Raw genomic sequence first — 14658 nt, forward strand, 5'->3', positions numbered from 1 at the left:
CAGGCGCTGACGGCCTCCGCCCCTCGCCCCGCACCATGTACGCCGGCACCATGCCGACCCACGGCGGTGTGTGCACCGACCCCGTGTGACGTCGGCTTCCGCCTCCTTACGGTGACGACCATGGAGACTCCCCAGCGCCCGGAACCCGGGCCCGCCCCGCTCACCGTCCCCCCGCCCGCAGACCGGTTCCTCGCCGGGCGCACCGCCCTGGTGACCGGGGCGGCGAGCGGCATCGGACAGGCCTGCGCGCAGGCTCTCGCCGCCGCGGGCGCCCATGTGTACGTCGTGGACAAGGCAGCCGAAGCGGCGGAGGAACTGGCGAAACGGATCGGCGGAACGGCCTGGGTCGTCGATCTGTCCGTGCCCGAGGCGGTGGACTCCCTGCCGGACGACGCGGACCTGGTGGTCAACAACGCGGGGCTGCAGCATGTCGCCCCCGTACACGAATTCCCACCGGACCGCTTCGCCCTGATCCACCGCGTCATGGTGGAAGCACCGTTCCGCATCTTGCGCCGCACCCTGCCCGGCATGTACGAACGCGGCTGGGGGCGCGTCGTCAACATCTCGTCCGTCCACGGGCTGCGCGCCAGCCCGTACAAATCGGCATACGTATCGGCCAAGCACGCACTTGAGGGACTCAGCAAGGTGGTCGCCCTGGAAGCAGCACCGCACGGAGTGACCAGCAACTGCGTCAACCCCGGCTACGTACGCACGCCCCTGGTCGAGAACCAGATCGCTGCACAGGCCCGCACCCACGGCATCACGGAGGAGGAGGTGGTGGGCAAGGTGATGCTGGAACGCAGTGCCATCAAACGCCTCATCGAACCCGAGGACGTCGCCGGGGCGGTGCTATGGCTGTGCGGACCGGGTACCTCCCACATCACCGGCACCTCCCTCTCCATGGACGGCGGCTGGACCGCCAACTGACCCTCCCGGCTCCCCGCCCCTCCCGACGAACGATGGCCGCCCATGTCTGCACCCACCCCCTCCGCCGCGCCCCACCTGCGCCTCCTCCTCGACCTGCTGGCCGAGGACGCCCCCGCCGAGGCGCTGGGAGCCGTCTCCTCAAAGGCGCGGGCGGCCGGTGTGCCCGCGGGCGAACTCGCCGAGGTGGAGGCGGCGACCGCCACCGCCCTGCGGATCAGGAGCGCCCTGCGCCAGCACCGGCGTCGCGAGCTCCAGCTCACCGCGCTCTTCGACACCGCGGGCGATCTGGCGGCCTCCCGCGATCTGGACGACGTGCTGAAGGCGATCGTCCGGCGGGCCAGGATGCTGCTCGGCACGGACACGGCGTATCTCACGCTCCCCGACGAGGAGGCGGGGGACACCTATATGCGGGTGACCGACGGTTCGGTCTCGGTCCTCTTCCAGCGGCTGCGGCTCGAGCTGGGCGAAGGTCTCGGCGGCCTGGTCGCCCAGACCGCGAGCCCGTACGCCACCCCCGACTACCGCACCGACGACCGCTTCCGCCACACCCGCAACATCAACGCCGGGGTCCTCGACGAGGGGCTCGTCGCCATCCTGGGCGTGCCGCTGCTCCTCGGCTCCAGCCGCGGCGGTACGGGGAAGGTCATCGGCGTCCTCTTCGCCGCCGACCGCGCCCCCCGCGTCTTCAGCCCCGACGAGGTCGCCCTGCTCTGCTCGCTCGCCGCGCACGCCGCGATCGCGATCGACACCGCCCGCGCCCTCGCCGACACCCGGTCCGCCCTCGCCGAACTCGCTGAGGCGAACGCCGAGCTGGCGGAGGCGAACGCGGCGGTGCGCGCGCACTCGGCCGCCATGCAGCGGGCCGAGGAGGCGCACGACCGGCTGACCGACCTGGTGCTGCGCGGCGGTGACGTCAAGGACGTCGCGGCGGCCGTCGCCGGGCTGCTGGACTCCCCGCTGACCATCCACGACCCGGGCGGGCGCCCGCTGGCGGCCGTCCGGCCCGACGGCGCGGGTCTCGCGGCCGACTCCATGGACGCCGGATGGCTGGTCGAGACCGCCGAGGAGTCCCGCACCGGAGCGCGCGCCGTGCACCGCGACGGCCGGTGGATCTGCGCCGTACTGGCCGGGCAGGAACTCCTGGCCAGTCTGGTTCTGCACCAGCACGGCCGGCTCGACGACTCGGACCGGCGGCTCTTCGAACGCGCCGCCGTGGTCACCGGCCTCCTGCTGCTGTTGCGACGCACGGTCGCCGAGACCGAGAACCGGATACGCGGCGAGCTGATCAGCGATCTGCTGACCGACGCGGACCGCGACCCCGCCGGACTGGCCGAACGCGGCCGCCGCCTCGGCATCGACCTGGACCGCCCGCATCTGCTGCTCGTGGCCGAGGCGGGCGCCCGGGAGAAGCTCTGCGCCGCAGCCCTGCGTTATCTGTTCGGCGGGGAGATCCGCGGTGTCAGCGCCGAACACTCGGGCACCGTGGTGCTGTTGATCGGCTGCGGGGGAGACGGGGACCCCGCACCCGATGCGGGGGACGCGGCACGGGCGGCGGCCGCCCAGCTCGGCCAGCTCGTCCAGGCCCCCGTCACCGTGGCCGCCACCGGTCCGGCCCAGGGGCCGCGGCAGCTCGCCTCCGCGTACGCCGAAGCGGCACGCTGCCTGCGGGCCATGCGTGTCCTCGGCCGTACCGGAGAGGGCGCCTGTGTCGACGAACTCGGCTTCCTCGGCGTGGTGCTGGGCAACACGCAGGACGTCGACGGCTTCGTCACCGCGACGCTGGGCCCCCTGCTGCGGTACGACGCCCAGCGCGGCACCCACCTCGTACGCACGCTGAGCGCCTACTTCGGCGCCGGCGGCAGCCTCATCCGCGCCAAGGACGAACTCCACGTCCACGTCAACACGGTGGTGCAACGGCTGGACCGGATCCAGGTGCTGCTCGGCCGCGACTGGAACGAGCCGGACCGGGCGCTGGAGCTTCAGCTGGCGCTCCGGCTGAACCTGTTGGCGGGCGGCCAGGAGCGTTAGGGCGTGTTTCGAAAGTCCCGCCTGCCGGGCGGCGCCTGGCACGCACGCTCGCTGCGTTGTCGGGCTCGCCCCGGTACGCCCAGTATCGGGGCGACCCTCCGCCTTGCGATCGCACGCACCAGACGCCGCCCGGCCCGCCCCGCGGGCGGACGACGCCACTTTCGAAACACGCCCTAGCCGTCCGACCGGCCGGCACATGCGAGGCGGCCACCCCCCATGTGCCGGTCGGTCTTACGCTTCCTCCTCAACCGTCGTACGGGCCGGGTGTGTTCGAGAGTGCCACCAGTCGTGTGGCGATCTCCCGTCCACCGGCGTCCCCGGTGAGCACCGTGTAGTGGTTGACGTCCGGCACCGCCACCGGCTCCAGCGAGGTGCCGGAGAGGCCGGCGGCCGCCAGCCGCTGCTCGTCGTACAGTCCCTGCGGCTCGTCCATCAGACCGCGCGCCGCCCACAGCAGCGTCGCCGGCACCGGCAACTTCCGTACCGCCGACAGCACGTCGTCGTCGAAGAGACCGATGCCGTCGGTGCGCACCGCCTCGATCCGGCACGTCGAGTGCATCGCCGGTTCGTCGCCGGTCAGATCGCGCTGGATGTACGCGTCCACCTCCGGCGACCAGGCGTCCCCGGCGAACGCGGGATGCGCCTGCCAGAACTCCCGGTAGGCGGCCCGGTCGGGGAACGTCATCGACAGCCGGTCCATGGCCGGGCCGATCACGGCCGTCATCAGTTCGTCCGGGGAGAGATGGGTGGGGGCGGGGAAGCCGACCCCGCCGTCGACGAGCAGCAGCGGACCGAACCGCTCCGGATGCCGTACGGCAGCCAGTGCCGCCACGAACGCGCCCATCGAGTGACCGGCCAGCACCACCCGGTCCAGGCCGAGCGCCCCGGTCAGGGCCGCGACGTCATCGGCGTGTGTCGCGATCCCGTACGGTCCGGGCAGCCCCGAACTCGCGGCCCGGCCGCGCAGGTCCGGGGCGACCAGCGTGACCTGCCCGGCCAGCAGCCGCGCCACCGTGCCCCAGGAGAGCGCGTTGGCCGTGATGCCGTGCAGGGCGACGACCACCGGCGCACCGGGCTCCCGGGCCGGCCACCGCAGCGCGGCCAGCTCGCCCCCGGCCACCGGGACACGTATTTCCTCGTACGCGGTCATGAGCGACGGTCCTCCTTCTGGGCGGGTGCGCCCTCACTGGTCGCACGGAATGCGGAACGCATCCGGGTCGGTAGCCGTGCCAGCCCGCCCGGCAGGAGATGGACCACGGCCACGAACACCACACCGAGCAGGAACAGCGGCTGGGAGAGCGGCACCCGCAGCACCGCGGGAAGGTCGGCGACCGCTCCCGATCCGGCGAGATCGCCGAGTCGGTGGTCGGCCCACGTGTAGAGGATGCCACCGACCATCGGTCCCCAGCGGGTGCCCGAGCCGCCCAGCACCACCATCACCAGGAGCGACAGGGTGAAGTCCGAGGTCGTCGTCTGGGGTGTGGAGCCGCCGGTGAGCAGCAGATGGACGAGCCCGCCGAGCGCGGCCAGTGCACCGGCCAGGACGAACGCCGTCAGCTTGAACCCGTACGGCTTCAGCCCCAGCACCTCCACTCGGCGCTCGTTCTCCTTGATGCCCTCCCAGACCCGGCCTGTCGGGGAGCGGACCGCCCAGTGGACGACGGCCAGGGTGAGGACGAGATAGCCGAGCGCGACCCAGTACAGATTCGCCGTGTGCTCGATGCCCACGAGCCCGGACGGCAGCAGTTCGGCGGGCGCGGCCCGTCCCTCCTCACCACCGGTGAAGCCGCCGGGATTGCGGGAGACGAGGATCGAGCCCGCCTGGGCGAAGGCCAGCGTCACCATGGAGAAGCCGATGCCGGTGACCCGCAGGCTCACCGATCCCAGCACCAGTGCGAGCGCGATCCCGAAGCAGACGCCGACCAGCGCGGAGACGGCGAACGGCAGTCCGGCCTCCAGCATGATGGTGTTGGTGGCGTAGCTGCCCGCCGCGAAGTACAGGGCATGCCCGAAGGAGAGCAGCCCGGTCCGGCCGAGCAGCAGGTCGTAGCCGGTGGCCAGGGCGCCGAACAGCAGGCAGGTGGCGAGGAGTTGAAGGCTGCCCGGACTGCCCAGAGGGCCGTCGAGCAACCCCGGCAGCGGCAGCGCGCTGTACGGCGCGACGATCAGCAGCACCAGCACCACGGCCGGCCACCAGCGCAGCAGCCGCGCCGCGTTCGCACGCACCGGCGCGTCGGACGGTGCCGCCGGTGTTCCGCTCGTGCGGTCGGGTGTCCCGGTCATGGTGCTCACGCGAGCCTCCCGGTCAGTCCGCGCGGCCGTACGAGCAGCAGCGCGGCGAGCAGGACGACGACGGCCAGGTCGCCGAGGCCCGCTGCGGTGTAGTAGTTGGCGAACTGCTGGACCAGGCCGATCACGACGGACGCCGTGGCGGCGCCGGTCACCGAGCCCATGCCCCCGGTGACGACCACGACGAACGCGAAGATCAGCAGCGAGGTGCCCTGCCGGGGGTCGACCGAGCCGAAGTACAGCCCGCCGAGCGCCCCGCCGAGCGCGGCGGCGCAGCCGCCGATGGCGAAGACGAGAGTGAACGCCTTGCGGACGTCGATGCCGAGCGCGGTCACCATCGCCCGGTCCTCGACCCCCGCCCGCACGACCAGCCCGTGCCGGGTCCGCCCGAGGAAGAGCCGCAGCGCGATCAGGACCACGACCGCCGCCGCGATCAGCACCAGCCGGTTGACCGGGACTTCCGCGCCCAGCAGGGAGAACGTGCCGGACAGCGCCTCGGGCCCGGGGAAGGTCCGGGCGTCCGAGCCCCAGATGCCCGACAGCAGCGCCGGGACGGCGAGCCCCACCCCGACCGTGGCGAGCACCTGCTCGCGCGGCCGGGTGTAGAGCGGGCGGACGACGGTGAGTTCCAGCAGCACCGCGGCGGCGGTGCCCACCGCCGTACCGAACAGGACCGCGAGGACGAAGCCCGCACCGCCGGGGCCCGCGCCCGGCAGGTTGCCGGACGCCGCCCACCAGGTGCCGTACGCGCCGATGGAGAGCAGCGCCCCGTGCGCGAAGTTGAGCACGTCCATCAGACCGAAGATCAGCGAAAGCCCCGACGCGATCAGGAAGTAGAGCGCCCCCAGACCGAGTCCGGTCATGGTGAGCAGCACAAGGGTGGACATCAGGAATCTTCCTCCGCGTTCCGGGAAGGGACGGGGGCGGCCGGGCCGTGCCCCACGCCCAGCAGCCGGCGCGCCGCCTCCGCGTCGCCCAGCAGCTCACCGGCCGGTCCCTGATGGGCGGTCCGGCCGTCGGCGAGCACCGTGCAGTGCGCGGCGAGGCGCCGTACGACGGCGAGGTTCTGCTCCACGAGCAGCACTGGCACCGCCTCGGCGGCCCGCTCCAGCACCTCGGCGACCTCGGTGACCACCTTGGGCGCCAGACCCTTGGTGGGTTCATCCGCGATGATCAGCCGGTTTCCGTTGAGAAGGGTGCGCCCGATGGCGACCATCTGCTGCTGCCCGCCGGACAGTGTCCCGGCCAACTGGCGCTCTCGGCGCTTCAGTTCGGGGAACAGCTCGTGGATGAGGGGGTACGCGGGTGCACCCGCCCCGCGCCGCTCGGCCAGCCGCAGGTTCTCCGCCACGGTCAGTCCGGCGAAGACGCCGCGGTCCTCGGGGGCGTAACCGATGCCCCGCCGCACGAGCGTGTGGGTGGGCAGCGCCACGGTCTCCTCACCGTCGAGCCGGACGCTTCCGGTGCGCGGGACGAGGCCGAGGACGCCGCGTACGGTCGTGGTCTTCCCGGCACCGTTCCGGCCGAGGATCGCGGTCACCCCGTGGCGGGCGACATCGAGGTCCACGCCGTGCAGGATGTGCCGTCCGCCGATGAGAACCCGCAGGTCCCGTACGGCGAGCAGGGTTTCGGCGGTCACAGCCCCTCCCCGAGGTACGCCTGCTGCACGGTCGGGTCGGCGGTCACGGCCTCGGGGGTGTCCAGCGCCAGCAGCCGGCCGTGGTGCATCACGGCCAGCCGGTCGGCCAGCCCCAGCAGGACGTCCATGTGGTGCTCGACCATGAGCACGGTGCGGCCCTCGTCCTGGTGCAGGGTGCGGATCAGTTCGGTGAGTGCGGGGACCTCCTCCGCGCTCACCCCGGCCATCGGCTCGTCGAGCAGCATCAGCCGTGGTTCGCCCACGAGCAGCACCGCCAGCTCCAGTTTCCGCTTCTCGCCGTGCGACAGCTCGGACGCCAGCGCCCGTGCGCGGTGGCCGAGTCCGGTGCGCTCCAGTACGCCGCGTACCTCGTCGGTGTACGGGGAAGCACGCCGCCACACGCGGTACGAGCCGCCCCCGGCGGCCTGGGCGGCCAGCCGGACGTGGTCGGCCACGCTCATCCCCGGCCAGAGGCTGGACGTCTGGAACGTCCGGCCGATCCCGCGCCGGGCCCGGACGTGCGCGGGACGGCCGGTCAGGTCCGCACCGTCCAGCGCGAGGGTGCCCGACGTGGCTGTCGTCAGCCCGCTGATCAGATTGAACAGTGAGGTCTTGCCGGCCCCGTTGGGGCCGATGAAAGCAAGGAACTCGCCCTCGCGGACATCCAGAGTGATGTCCTCGACGATGGTCGCCCCACCGACGCCCCAGCCAAGGCCGGCCAGTTGAAGCACGGGGGCGGCGGAGTGCGCCGCGCTCCCGTGATCCGTCGTGGTGTCAGGTGCTGCCATCGGTCAGCCCGCCGAGGGCTTCGCGGGCGGCGCCACCTTGTCCATCGGCTCGGTGTTCACCAGCTCCGGCTTCGCGGTGGTGCCCTTTCCGGTCAGCTTCGCCACGAACATCGGCTGCAGCAGCGCGTGGTCCTCGGCCCGGATCTGCTCCTTGCCCTTCACCCCGTCGAAGCTCCAGCCCTCCAGGGCCTTCGCCATGGCGGCGGGATCGGTGGCGCTGCCCTCCTCCACGGCGTGCACGATCATCTGGGCCGCGGTGAAGCCGTCGGGGGTGAACAGATCAGGGGTGCCGCCCGCCTTGGTCACCGCGTCCAGCATGGCCTTCTCCACGGCGTTGCCGCCGCCCGCGCCGGGGAAGTAGTGCGCCAGGAACGAGACCTTGGAACCCGCCGCGCCGAAGACCGGGTACGAGGCGGTCCCGGCCAGCCCGGTGACCACCTTGGAGGCGCTCGGCACCCCCTGCTGGTCCAGGGCGGTCCACAGCGCGGGGGCGGTGGAACCGGCCCAGGCGACGAAGACCAGATCGGGACCGGCGGCCTTCACCTGCCGGGCGAACGGGGTCAGGTCCGTGGCGCTCGGCGGGGCCAGCACGGAACCCACCTTCGCGCCCTGGCCGCCGAGCACGGCCTTCACCGCGGCGACGTTGGCCTGGCCGAACGTGGAGTCCTGGGCCAGCACGGTGACCTTCTTGCCCTCGGCCCCGCCGAGCATCGCCCCGGCGGTGAGGATGTCCTGGTAGGACTGCCGGCCGGAGCGGAACGTGTAGTCGTTGATCCCGGTCACGGCGTCGGTGGCGGCGGGCCCGCTGACGTACAGCACTTTGTTCTGCGCGGCGAGCGGCGCCATCTGCAGGGCGACCCCGGAGTCCGTGGTCCCGGCCAGTACCTTGTAGCCCTTGCCGATCAGGTTCTTCGCCGCGGCGACCGCCTTGCCGGGGTCGCCCGCGTCGTCCTGCTCGGTGACCTCGATGCGGTGCCCGGCCACCTTGCCGGTGCCCTTCGTCGCGTAGTCCAGACCCGCCATGAAGCCGTCGCGGTACTGCTTCCCGTAGGCCGCGAGCAGCCCGGTCCGGGAGTAGACCAGCCCCACGTCGACGGTCTGGTTCTTCGCGCCCTTGCCGGACGCGGTGTCCGTCTCGCCCGCCTTGCCGGCGGCGGTGCAGCCGGTCAGCAGGACGCCGGCGGCAGCCAGCGTGGCGAGTGCGGAGAGGGATCTGCGGTGGTGGACGGTGCCTGTGGCTCTGCGACGCATGGTGACCGGCTCCTCGGCGGGTTCCTGTGATGTCGCCGAACCGTATGAACCCCGCGCCGCCGTCGACATGGTGCAGGGGCCCCCACCTGAGGCGGTGCACATGTGGGAGCCGCACATGGGCCGGAGCCGGAGGCAGGGGGGCGCGGCCCGCAGGACGCGCCCCGTCAACGCCCCGTCGGCGCCGGGGAAACCGCCTGGGCGGTGGGCGGTCAGTACCAGATCGCCTGGAGCGCGGCCACGGCGAACCCGAAGCCTGCGAACGCGGAGCCGATGATCCCCATCACCATTCCGGCGGTCGCCTGACCGCGGGCGCCGCCCTCGCCCCGGTCCGCCATGCGGCGGGCCGAGATACCCAGGCACAGGGCGATGATGGGCGCCACGATCGGAATGAGCAGCAGCCCGACGATGCCGAGCACCATCGATGCGGTCGCCTTGCCGGTGGGCAGCGGGGCGCCCGGGGGGTACCCGTAGCCGTAAGGGGCCTGGGCGCCGACGCCGTACCCCGGCGCCGTCCCGGGGTGGACACCCGGGTTCTGCCCGCCCGGCGTGCCGCCTGTTATACCTGACGCGTCAGCCATGTCTTCCTCTCCATCGGTGCTGGTCAGGTACATGCTAGGAGAGATTCGAGGGCACCCGGCACCGAGATGTGAGGGGTGTGGGGTGGACCGGTGACGCCCCAGGGTGCGTTCGCTCAGGGCTGTCCCGTCATCCCTGGTGGATCAGCGCGCGGCGTCAGGTGCGGTGCATCGCAAGGCGGAGGGACGTCCGCCTACTGGATGTATTCGGACGTTCCGACAACGCGGCGAGGCGCCGTAGCTGTCGTCGTGCGCCCGCCGGGGATTACGGGACAGCCCTTAGGGGGCGTCCCGTGGCGTCGTCACGTCGATCAGCCGGCAGACCGTCTCGATGTCTATCTTCACCTGCGCGATCGACGCCCGTCCCGACAGCCAGGTGATCAGCGCCGAGTGCCAGGTGTGCTCGATGACCCGGACCGCGGACAGCTGCTCCGGCGTCGGGTGCTGGAGCCCCATCGAGTCCAGGATGATGGCCGTCGTGATCCGCGAGACGGTGTCCACTTCGGGACTGACGCTGCGGTCCGCGAAGGTCAGCGCACGCACCATCGCATCCGCCAGATGCGGTTCGCGCTGCATCGCGCGGAACGCCCGCATCAGGGTGTCGGCGACGCGCGCCGCCGCGTCGTCCCCGGCCGGGGGGCGCTTGCGCAGCGTCCCGTGCATGTGCTGGAGCTGGTCCTGCATGGTGGCGACCAGGAGGTGGATCTTGGAGGGGAAGTACCGGTACAGCGTGCCCAGGGCGACCCCGGCGGCCTCCGCCACCTCACGCATCTGCACCGCCTCGAAACCGCCCTTGCTGGCGAGCTGGGCGCTGGCGTGCAGAATGCGACGACGGCGGGCCTCCTGCCGTTCCGTCAGGGGCGGCGATGCCGGCTTGGCTTCCGCTGTCATGTGTCCCCATCCATGGCTTCCGTCCACGACCGGGGAGGCGTCTGGGCCCCGGCGGCGCACAGCATGCCAGGGTGTCCGGTGGTGGCGCGAATCACCTGATCCGGCCGTTGCGTCGACGCTACCTGCCGGTAGATTCGTAGCTCATTGAACGATCCAGTCTGAAACTTGTTCTAGATTAGCGCGAGCGGTTACGCTCCGGCGAACACGCAGTGAGAAGGGGGCCGAGTGTGACCGCTGAGGCCATAGAAGCGGGCCCCCTCGCGGGCTGCCACGCGTCGGGCAGCGCCGACGGGCGACCCCTGCGCGTCGCACTTCTCACCTACAAGGGCAACCCGTTCTGCGGCGGTCAGGGTGTGTACGTACGCCACCTCGGCCGCGAGCTCGCCCGCCTCGGTCACAGCGTCGAGGTGATCGGCGCCCAGCCCTATCCCGTACTCGACGAGGGCGTGCCGCTCACCGAGTTGCCGAGCCTGGACCTCTACCGCCAGCCCGACCCGTTCCGTACCCCCGCTCGCGGCGAGTACCGGGACTGGATCGACGTCGCCGAGGTCGCCACCATGTGGACCGGCGGTTTTCCGGAACCGCTCACTTTCAGCCTCCGCGCCCGCCGTCATCTCGCCGCCCGCCGCGGCGAGTTCGACGTCATCCACGACAACCAGACACTCGGATACGGGCTGTTGGCAGACCTCGGCGCCCCGCTCGTCACCACCATCCACCACCCCATCACCGTCGACCGGCAGTTGGAGCTGGGCGCCGCCGGCAGCCGTCGCCGCCGCGCCTCCGTGCGCCGCTGGTACGCCTTCACCCGCATGCAGAAGCGGGTCGCGCGCCGGCTGCCGTCGGTCCTCACCGTCTCCGGCTCCTCCAAGCAGGAGATCGTCGACCACCTCGGAGTGCGGCAGGACCGGATCCACGTCGTGCACATCGGTGCGGACACCGACCTGTGGTCGCCCGACCCGAAGATCGCCGAGGTGCCGGGCCGGATCGTCACCACCTCCAGTGCCGACGTCCCGCTGAAGGGCCTCGTCCACCTCGTCGAGGCGCTCGCCGATCTCCGTACCGAGAACCCGCAGGCGCACCTCGTGGTCGTCGGCAAGCGGGCCGAGGACGGACCGGTCGCGCAGGCCATCGAGCGGTACGGACTCCAGGGCACCGTCGAGTTCGTCAAGGGCATCAGCGACGCCGAACTCGTCGACCTGGTGCGGAGCGCCGAGATCGCCTGTGTCCCCTCGTTGTACGAGGGGTTCTCGCTGCCCGCCGCCGAGGCCATGGCCACCGGCACCCCGCTCGTCGCCACCACCGGCGGTGCGATCCCCGAGGTGGCCGGCCCGGACGGGGAGACCTGCCTGGCCGTGCCGCCCGCCGACGCCGGGGCGCTGGCCGCCGCACTCGCCCGGCTGCTGGGCGACCCGGAACTGCGGGCCCGGCTCGGCGCCGCGGGCCGCGAACGGGTGCTGTCCCGGTTCACCTGGAAGCAGGCGGCCATCGGCACCGCGGAGCTCTACCGGCAGGCGATCGCCGCCCGCGCCACCACGCACTCCGGCAGCCGTCGGTGACCCCGACGCCCGTCCTCGCCGTCCCGGCTCCCTGACCCCTCCTCGACCCCCGACCGCGAAAGCAGGCATTCGTGCTGACCGTGGACTTCACCCGCTTCCCGCTCGCCGCGGGCGACCGAGTGCTCGATCTGGGCTGCGGCGCCGGACGCCACGCCTTCGAGTGCTACCGGCGCGGCGCCCAGGTGGTGGCTCTCGACCAGAACGGCGAGGAGATCCGCGAGGTCGCGAAGTGGTTCGCGGCGATGAAGGAGGCCGGTGAGGCCCCCGAGGGCGCAACCGCCACCGCGATGGAGGGCGACGCGCTCAACCTGCCGTTCCCCGACGAGTCCTTCGACGTCGTCATCATCTCCGAGGTGATGGAGCACATCCCCGACGACAAGGGCGTGCTCGCCGAGATGGTCCGGGTCCTCAAACCCGGCGGGCGGATCGCCATCACCGTGCCGCGGTACGGCCCCGAGAAGATCTGCTGGACGCTCTCCGACGCGTACCACGAGGTCGAGGGCGGCCACATCCGCATCTACAAGGCCGATGAACTCCTGGGCAAGATCCGCGGCGCCGGTCTCAAGCCGTACGGCACCCACCACGCCCACGCCCTGCACTCGCCGTACTGGTGGCTGAAGTGCGCGTTCGGAGTCGGCCGCGACGGCGAGGACGCGGCGCTCCCGGTCCGCGCCTACCACAAGCTGCTGGTCTGGGACATCATGAAGAAGCCGGCCGTCACCCGGGTCGCCGAGCAGCTGCTCAACCCGGTCGTCGGCAAGAGCTTCGTCGCCTACGCCACCAAGCCGCACCTGCCCAGGGCCGCCGCCGCGGACGACCTTTCGAAGGCCGAGGCGTGACCACTCCCGAGCAGACCGAACACCTCGTCCTGCCCGGAGTGCTCACCGCCGAGCAGGCCACCGAGACCGTCGCCGCGCTGCTCGCCGTGCAGTGCGAGGACGGCGCCCTGCCCTGGTTCCGCGGTCACCACCTCGACCCGTGGGACCACACGGAGGCCGCCATGGCCCTCGACGCCGCGGGTGAGCACGCCGCGGCGGAACGCGCCTACGACTGGCTGGCCCGGCACCAGAACGAGGACGGCTCCTGGTACGCCGCCTACCACGACGGCGACCCGGACCGGCCGACCGACCGGAGCCTGGAGTCCAACTTCTGCGCGTACGTGGCGGTCGGCGTCTGGCACCACTACCTCGCTACCGGCGACGACGCGTTCATCGACCGGATGTGGCCTACCGTCTACGCGGCCGTCGAATTCGTCCTGCGGCTCCAGCAGCCGGGCGGGCAGATCGGCTGGAAGCGCGAACCCGACGGCACCCCGGTCGACGACGCCCTGCTGACCGGCTGCTCCTCCATCCACCAGGCGCTGCGCTGTGCACTCGCCATCGCCGACCAGCGCGAAGAGCCGCAGCCCGACTGGGAGCTGGCCACCGGTGCGCTCGCACACGCGATCCGCAGCCACCCCGAGCGCTTCCTCGACAAGAGCCACTACTCGATGGACTGGTACTACCCGGTCCTCGGCGGAGCGCTCACCGGAACGGCCGCCAAAGAACGGATCGAGGAAGCCTGGGATCGCTTCGTCGTCCCCGGTCTCGGGGTGCGCTGTGTGCTGCCCAACCCCTGGGTGACGGGCGGCGAGAGCTGCGAACTCGCCCTGACACTCTGGGTGATGGGTGAGTCCGACCGGGCGCTGGAGATTCTCCAGTCCATCCAGCACCTGCGCGCCGAGGGCGGCATGTACTGGACCGGCTACGTCTTCGAGGGCAACCGGGCGTTCTGGCCGGAGGAGCACACCACCTGGACCGCCGGCTCGCTGCTGCTCGCGGTGGCCGCTCTGGGAGGCGACGAGGCGACGACCGCGGTCTTCAGCGGCGAACGGCTGCCGAAGGGGCTGGAGCCGGACTGCTGCGATGAGGCTTCGCGCACCTGATGGTCCGCGTGGACCACTGAGCGCGTCCTCACCGGCAGGTCGGTAGCGGCGGATGCGGCCCGCCACCGCATGCCGCTTTCCGCGGCCCGAAACCCGGACGGTGCCTCCTGAGTGGCGCGGCTCCCGGGCCGGGACGAGCCTGGCCGGGAGTGCCGAACCGCGTCACTCACCGCAGAACTCGCCGTGTGCCCGTCCAGGGAGGCCCGCTGTGCCCAGTTCCGTACCGCTCCGCCGTCTGTTCGTGGCCGTGCTGCTGTCCTGCACCGTGCTGGTGGGCGCCACCGCGTGCGGCAAGGGTTCCGGCAGCAGTGCGAGCTCCTCCCCGTCCCCGAGCGGCACGGCGTCGGCGGAGAAGCAGAAGCTCGCGAAGACGCGGTTCGTCGCCAACGCGGGGCTCGCGGCGGGTGCCACGTATCAGTGGATCGTGAAGCCGTACCGTGCGGGCACGTTCAAGAAGGGCGCCGACGGGCGAAAGTTCGCACTGGTCAAGGCGGGGCTCGCGGGCGGGTTCGCGTACAACCGGCTCAAGGCGGCGGCGGAGAACGCCAAGGGCGACCCGCTGCTGTCGAAGGCGGTCGCGCCGCTGACGGCGGGCATCGAGTCGCTCAAGGGGCTCGGGAACAAGCTCCGCACGGGCGAGGCTGGCGCGGGGGACATCGGGGCCTTCGAGAACGTCATCGGCGGTATCAAGGACGCAGGCAAGAGCGCGGGCGCCGAGGTGAAGGACAAGGTGCCGTCCACCTCCCAGCTCGGCGGATAACTGATGTGGGCTGAGCGACGGCCCTATGAG

14 protein-coding genes are annotated in these 14658 nt (G+C 72.0%); 6 read left to right on the top strand and 8 right to left on the bottom strand.

Going from position 1 to position 14658, the window contains the following annotated elements; genetic code table 11:
- Positions 1 to 120 precede the first annotated feature (120 nt).
- Positions 121 to 927 (top strand): 3-hydroxybutyrate dehydrogenase, encoded by an 807-nt coding sequence (locus tag AB0N06_RS09940; RefSeq protein ID WP_366134198.1) that lies wholly within the window; start codon positions 121 to 123, stop codon positions 925 to 927.
- 42 nt (positions 928 to 969) lie between these two features.
- Entirely contained in the window at positions 970 to 2955 is a 1986-nt protein-coding gene (locus AB0N06_RS09945) for a GAF domain-containing protein (protein ID WP_366134199.1), read from the top strand.
- Positions 2956 to 3199: 244 nt separating this feature from the next.
- On the opposite strand, the gene AB0N06_RS09950 is transcribed toward AB0N06_RS09945, so the two are convergent.
- The 8 genes from AB0N06_RS09950 to AB0N06_RS09985 form a co-directional block, all read right to left on the bottom strand.
- A complete protein-coding gene (locus AB0N06_RS09950; RefSeq protein ID WP_366134200.1) occupies positions 3200 to 4105 on the bottom strand; it encodes an alpha/beta hydrolase in 906 nt (301 codons plus the stop codon).
- On the bottom strand, positions 4102 to 5247 hold the full coding sequence (locus tag AB0N06_RS09955; RefSeq protein WP_366134201.1) for a branched-chain amino acid ABC transporter permease: 1146 nt from the start codon (positions 5245 to 5247) through the stop codon (positions 4102 to 4104). The genes AB0N06_RS09950 and AB0N06_RS09955 overlap by 4 nt, the downstream gene beginning before the upstream one ends.
- The gene (locus AB0N06_RS09960; RefSeq protein WP_366134202.1) at positions 5244 to 6131 is read right to left on the bottom strand and encodes a branched-chain amino acid ABC transporter permease; all 888 of its coding nucleotides are present in this window, start codon (positions 6129 to 6131) and stop codon (positions 5244 to 5246) included. The genes AB0N06_RS09955 and AB0N06_RS09960 overlap by 4 nt, the downstream gene beginning before the upstream one ends.
- Positions 6131 to 6883 carry an ABC transporter ATP-binding protein gene (locus tag AB0N06_RS09965; RefSeq protein WP_366134203.1) on the bottom strand — a complete coding sequence of 251 codons (753 nt, stop codon included), beginning with the start codon at positions 6881 to 6883 and terminating at the stop codon, positions 6131 to 6133. Before AB0N06_RS09965 ends, AB0N06_RS09960 begins: the two co-directional genes overlap by 1 nt.
- Complete coding sequence (locus AB0N06_RS09970; protein ID WP_366134204.1) at positions 6880 to 7671, bottom strand: ABC transporter ATP-binding protein; 792 nt, start codon at positions 7669 to 7671, stop codon at positions 6880 to 6882. Before AB0N06_RS09970 ends, AB0N06_RS09965 begins: the two co-directional genes overlap by 4 nt.
- A 3-nt stretch (positions 7672 to 7674) precedes the next feature.
- A complete protein-coding gene (locus tag AB0N06_RS09975; protein ID WP_366134205.1) occupies positions 7675 to 8922 on the bottom strand; it encodes a substrate-binding domain-containing protein in 1248 nt (415 codons plus the stop codon).
- Between the two features lie 209 nt (positions 8923 to 9131).
- Positions 9132 to 9500 carry a DUF4190 domain-containing protein gene (locus AB0N06_RS09980; protein WP_366134206.1) on the bottom strand — a complete coding sequence of 123 codons (369 nt, stop codon included), beginning with the start codon at positions 9498 to 9500 and terminating at the stop codon, positions 9132 to 9134.
- Between the two features lie 276 nt (positions 9501 to 9776).
- On the bottom strand, positions 9777 to 10388 hold the full coding sequence (locus AB0N06_RS09985; protein ID WP_366134207.1) for a TetR family transcriptional regulator: 612 nt from the start codon (positions 10386 to 10388) through the stop codon (positions 9777 to 9779).
- A gap of 227 nt (positions 10389 to 10615) precedes the next feature.
- Between AB0N06_RS09985 and AB0N06_RS09990 the strand changes: the two genes are divergently transcribed.
- The 4 genes from AB0N06_RS09990 to AB0N06_RS10005 all read left to right on the top strand — a co-directional run bounded on the left by AB0N06_RS09990 (position 10616) and on the right by AB0N06_RS10005 (position 14628).
- Entirely contained in the window at positions 10616 to 11944 is a 1329-nt protein-coding gene (locus AB0N06_RS09990; protein WP_366134208.1) for a glycosyltransferase family 4 protein, read from the top strand.
- Positions 11945 to 12015: 71 nt separating this feature from the next.
- Positions 12016 to 12783, top strand: coding sequence for a class I SAM-dependent methyltransferase (locus AB0N06_RS09995; protein ID WP_366134209.1), 768 nt, complete (start codon positions 12016 to 12018; stop codon positions 12781 to 12783).
- Entirely contained in the window at positions 12780 to 13868 is a 1089-nt protein-coding gene (locus AB0N06_RS10000; RefSeq protein WP_366134210.1) for a prenyltransferase, read from the top strand. The genes AB0N06_RS09995 and AB0N06_RS10000 overlap by 4 nt, the downstream gene beginning before the upstream one ends.
- Before the next feature lie 208 nt (positions 13869 to 14076).
- Complete coding sequence (locus tag AB0N06_RS10005) at positions 14077 to 14628, top strand: hypothetical protein (protein WP_366134211.1); 552 nt, start codon at positions 14077 to 14079, stop codon at positions 14626 to 14628.
- The last annotated feature ends 30 nt before the right edge of the window (positions 14629 to 14658 follow it).

It is taken from the genome of Streptomyces sp. NPDC051020 (assembly GCF_040683105.1).
In the GTDB taxonomy this organism is placed as follows: domain Bacteria; phylum Actinomycetota; class Actinomycetes; order Streptomycetales; family Streptomycetaceae; genus Streptomyces.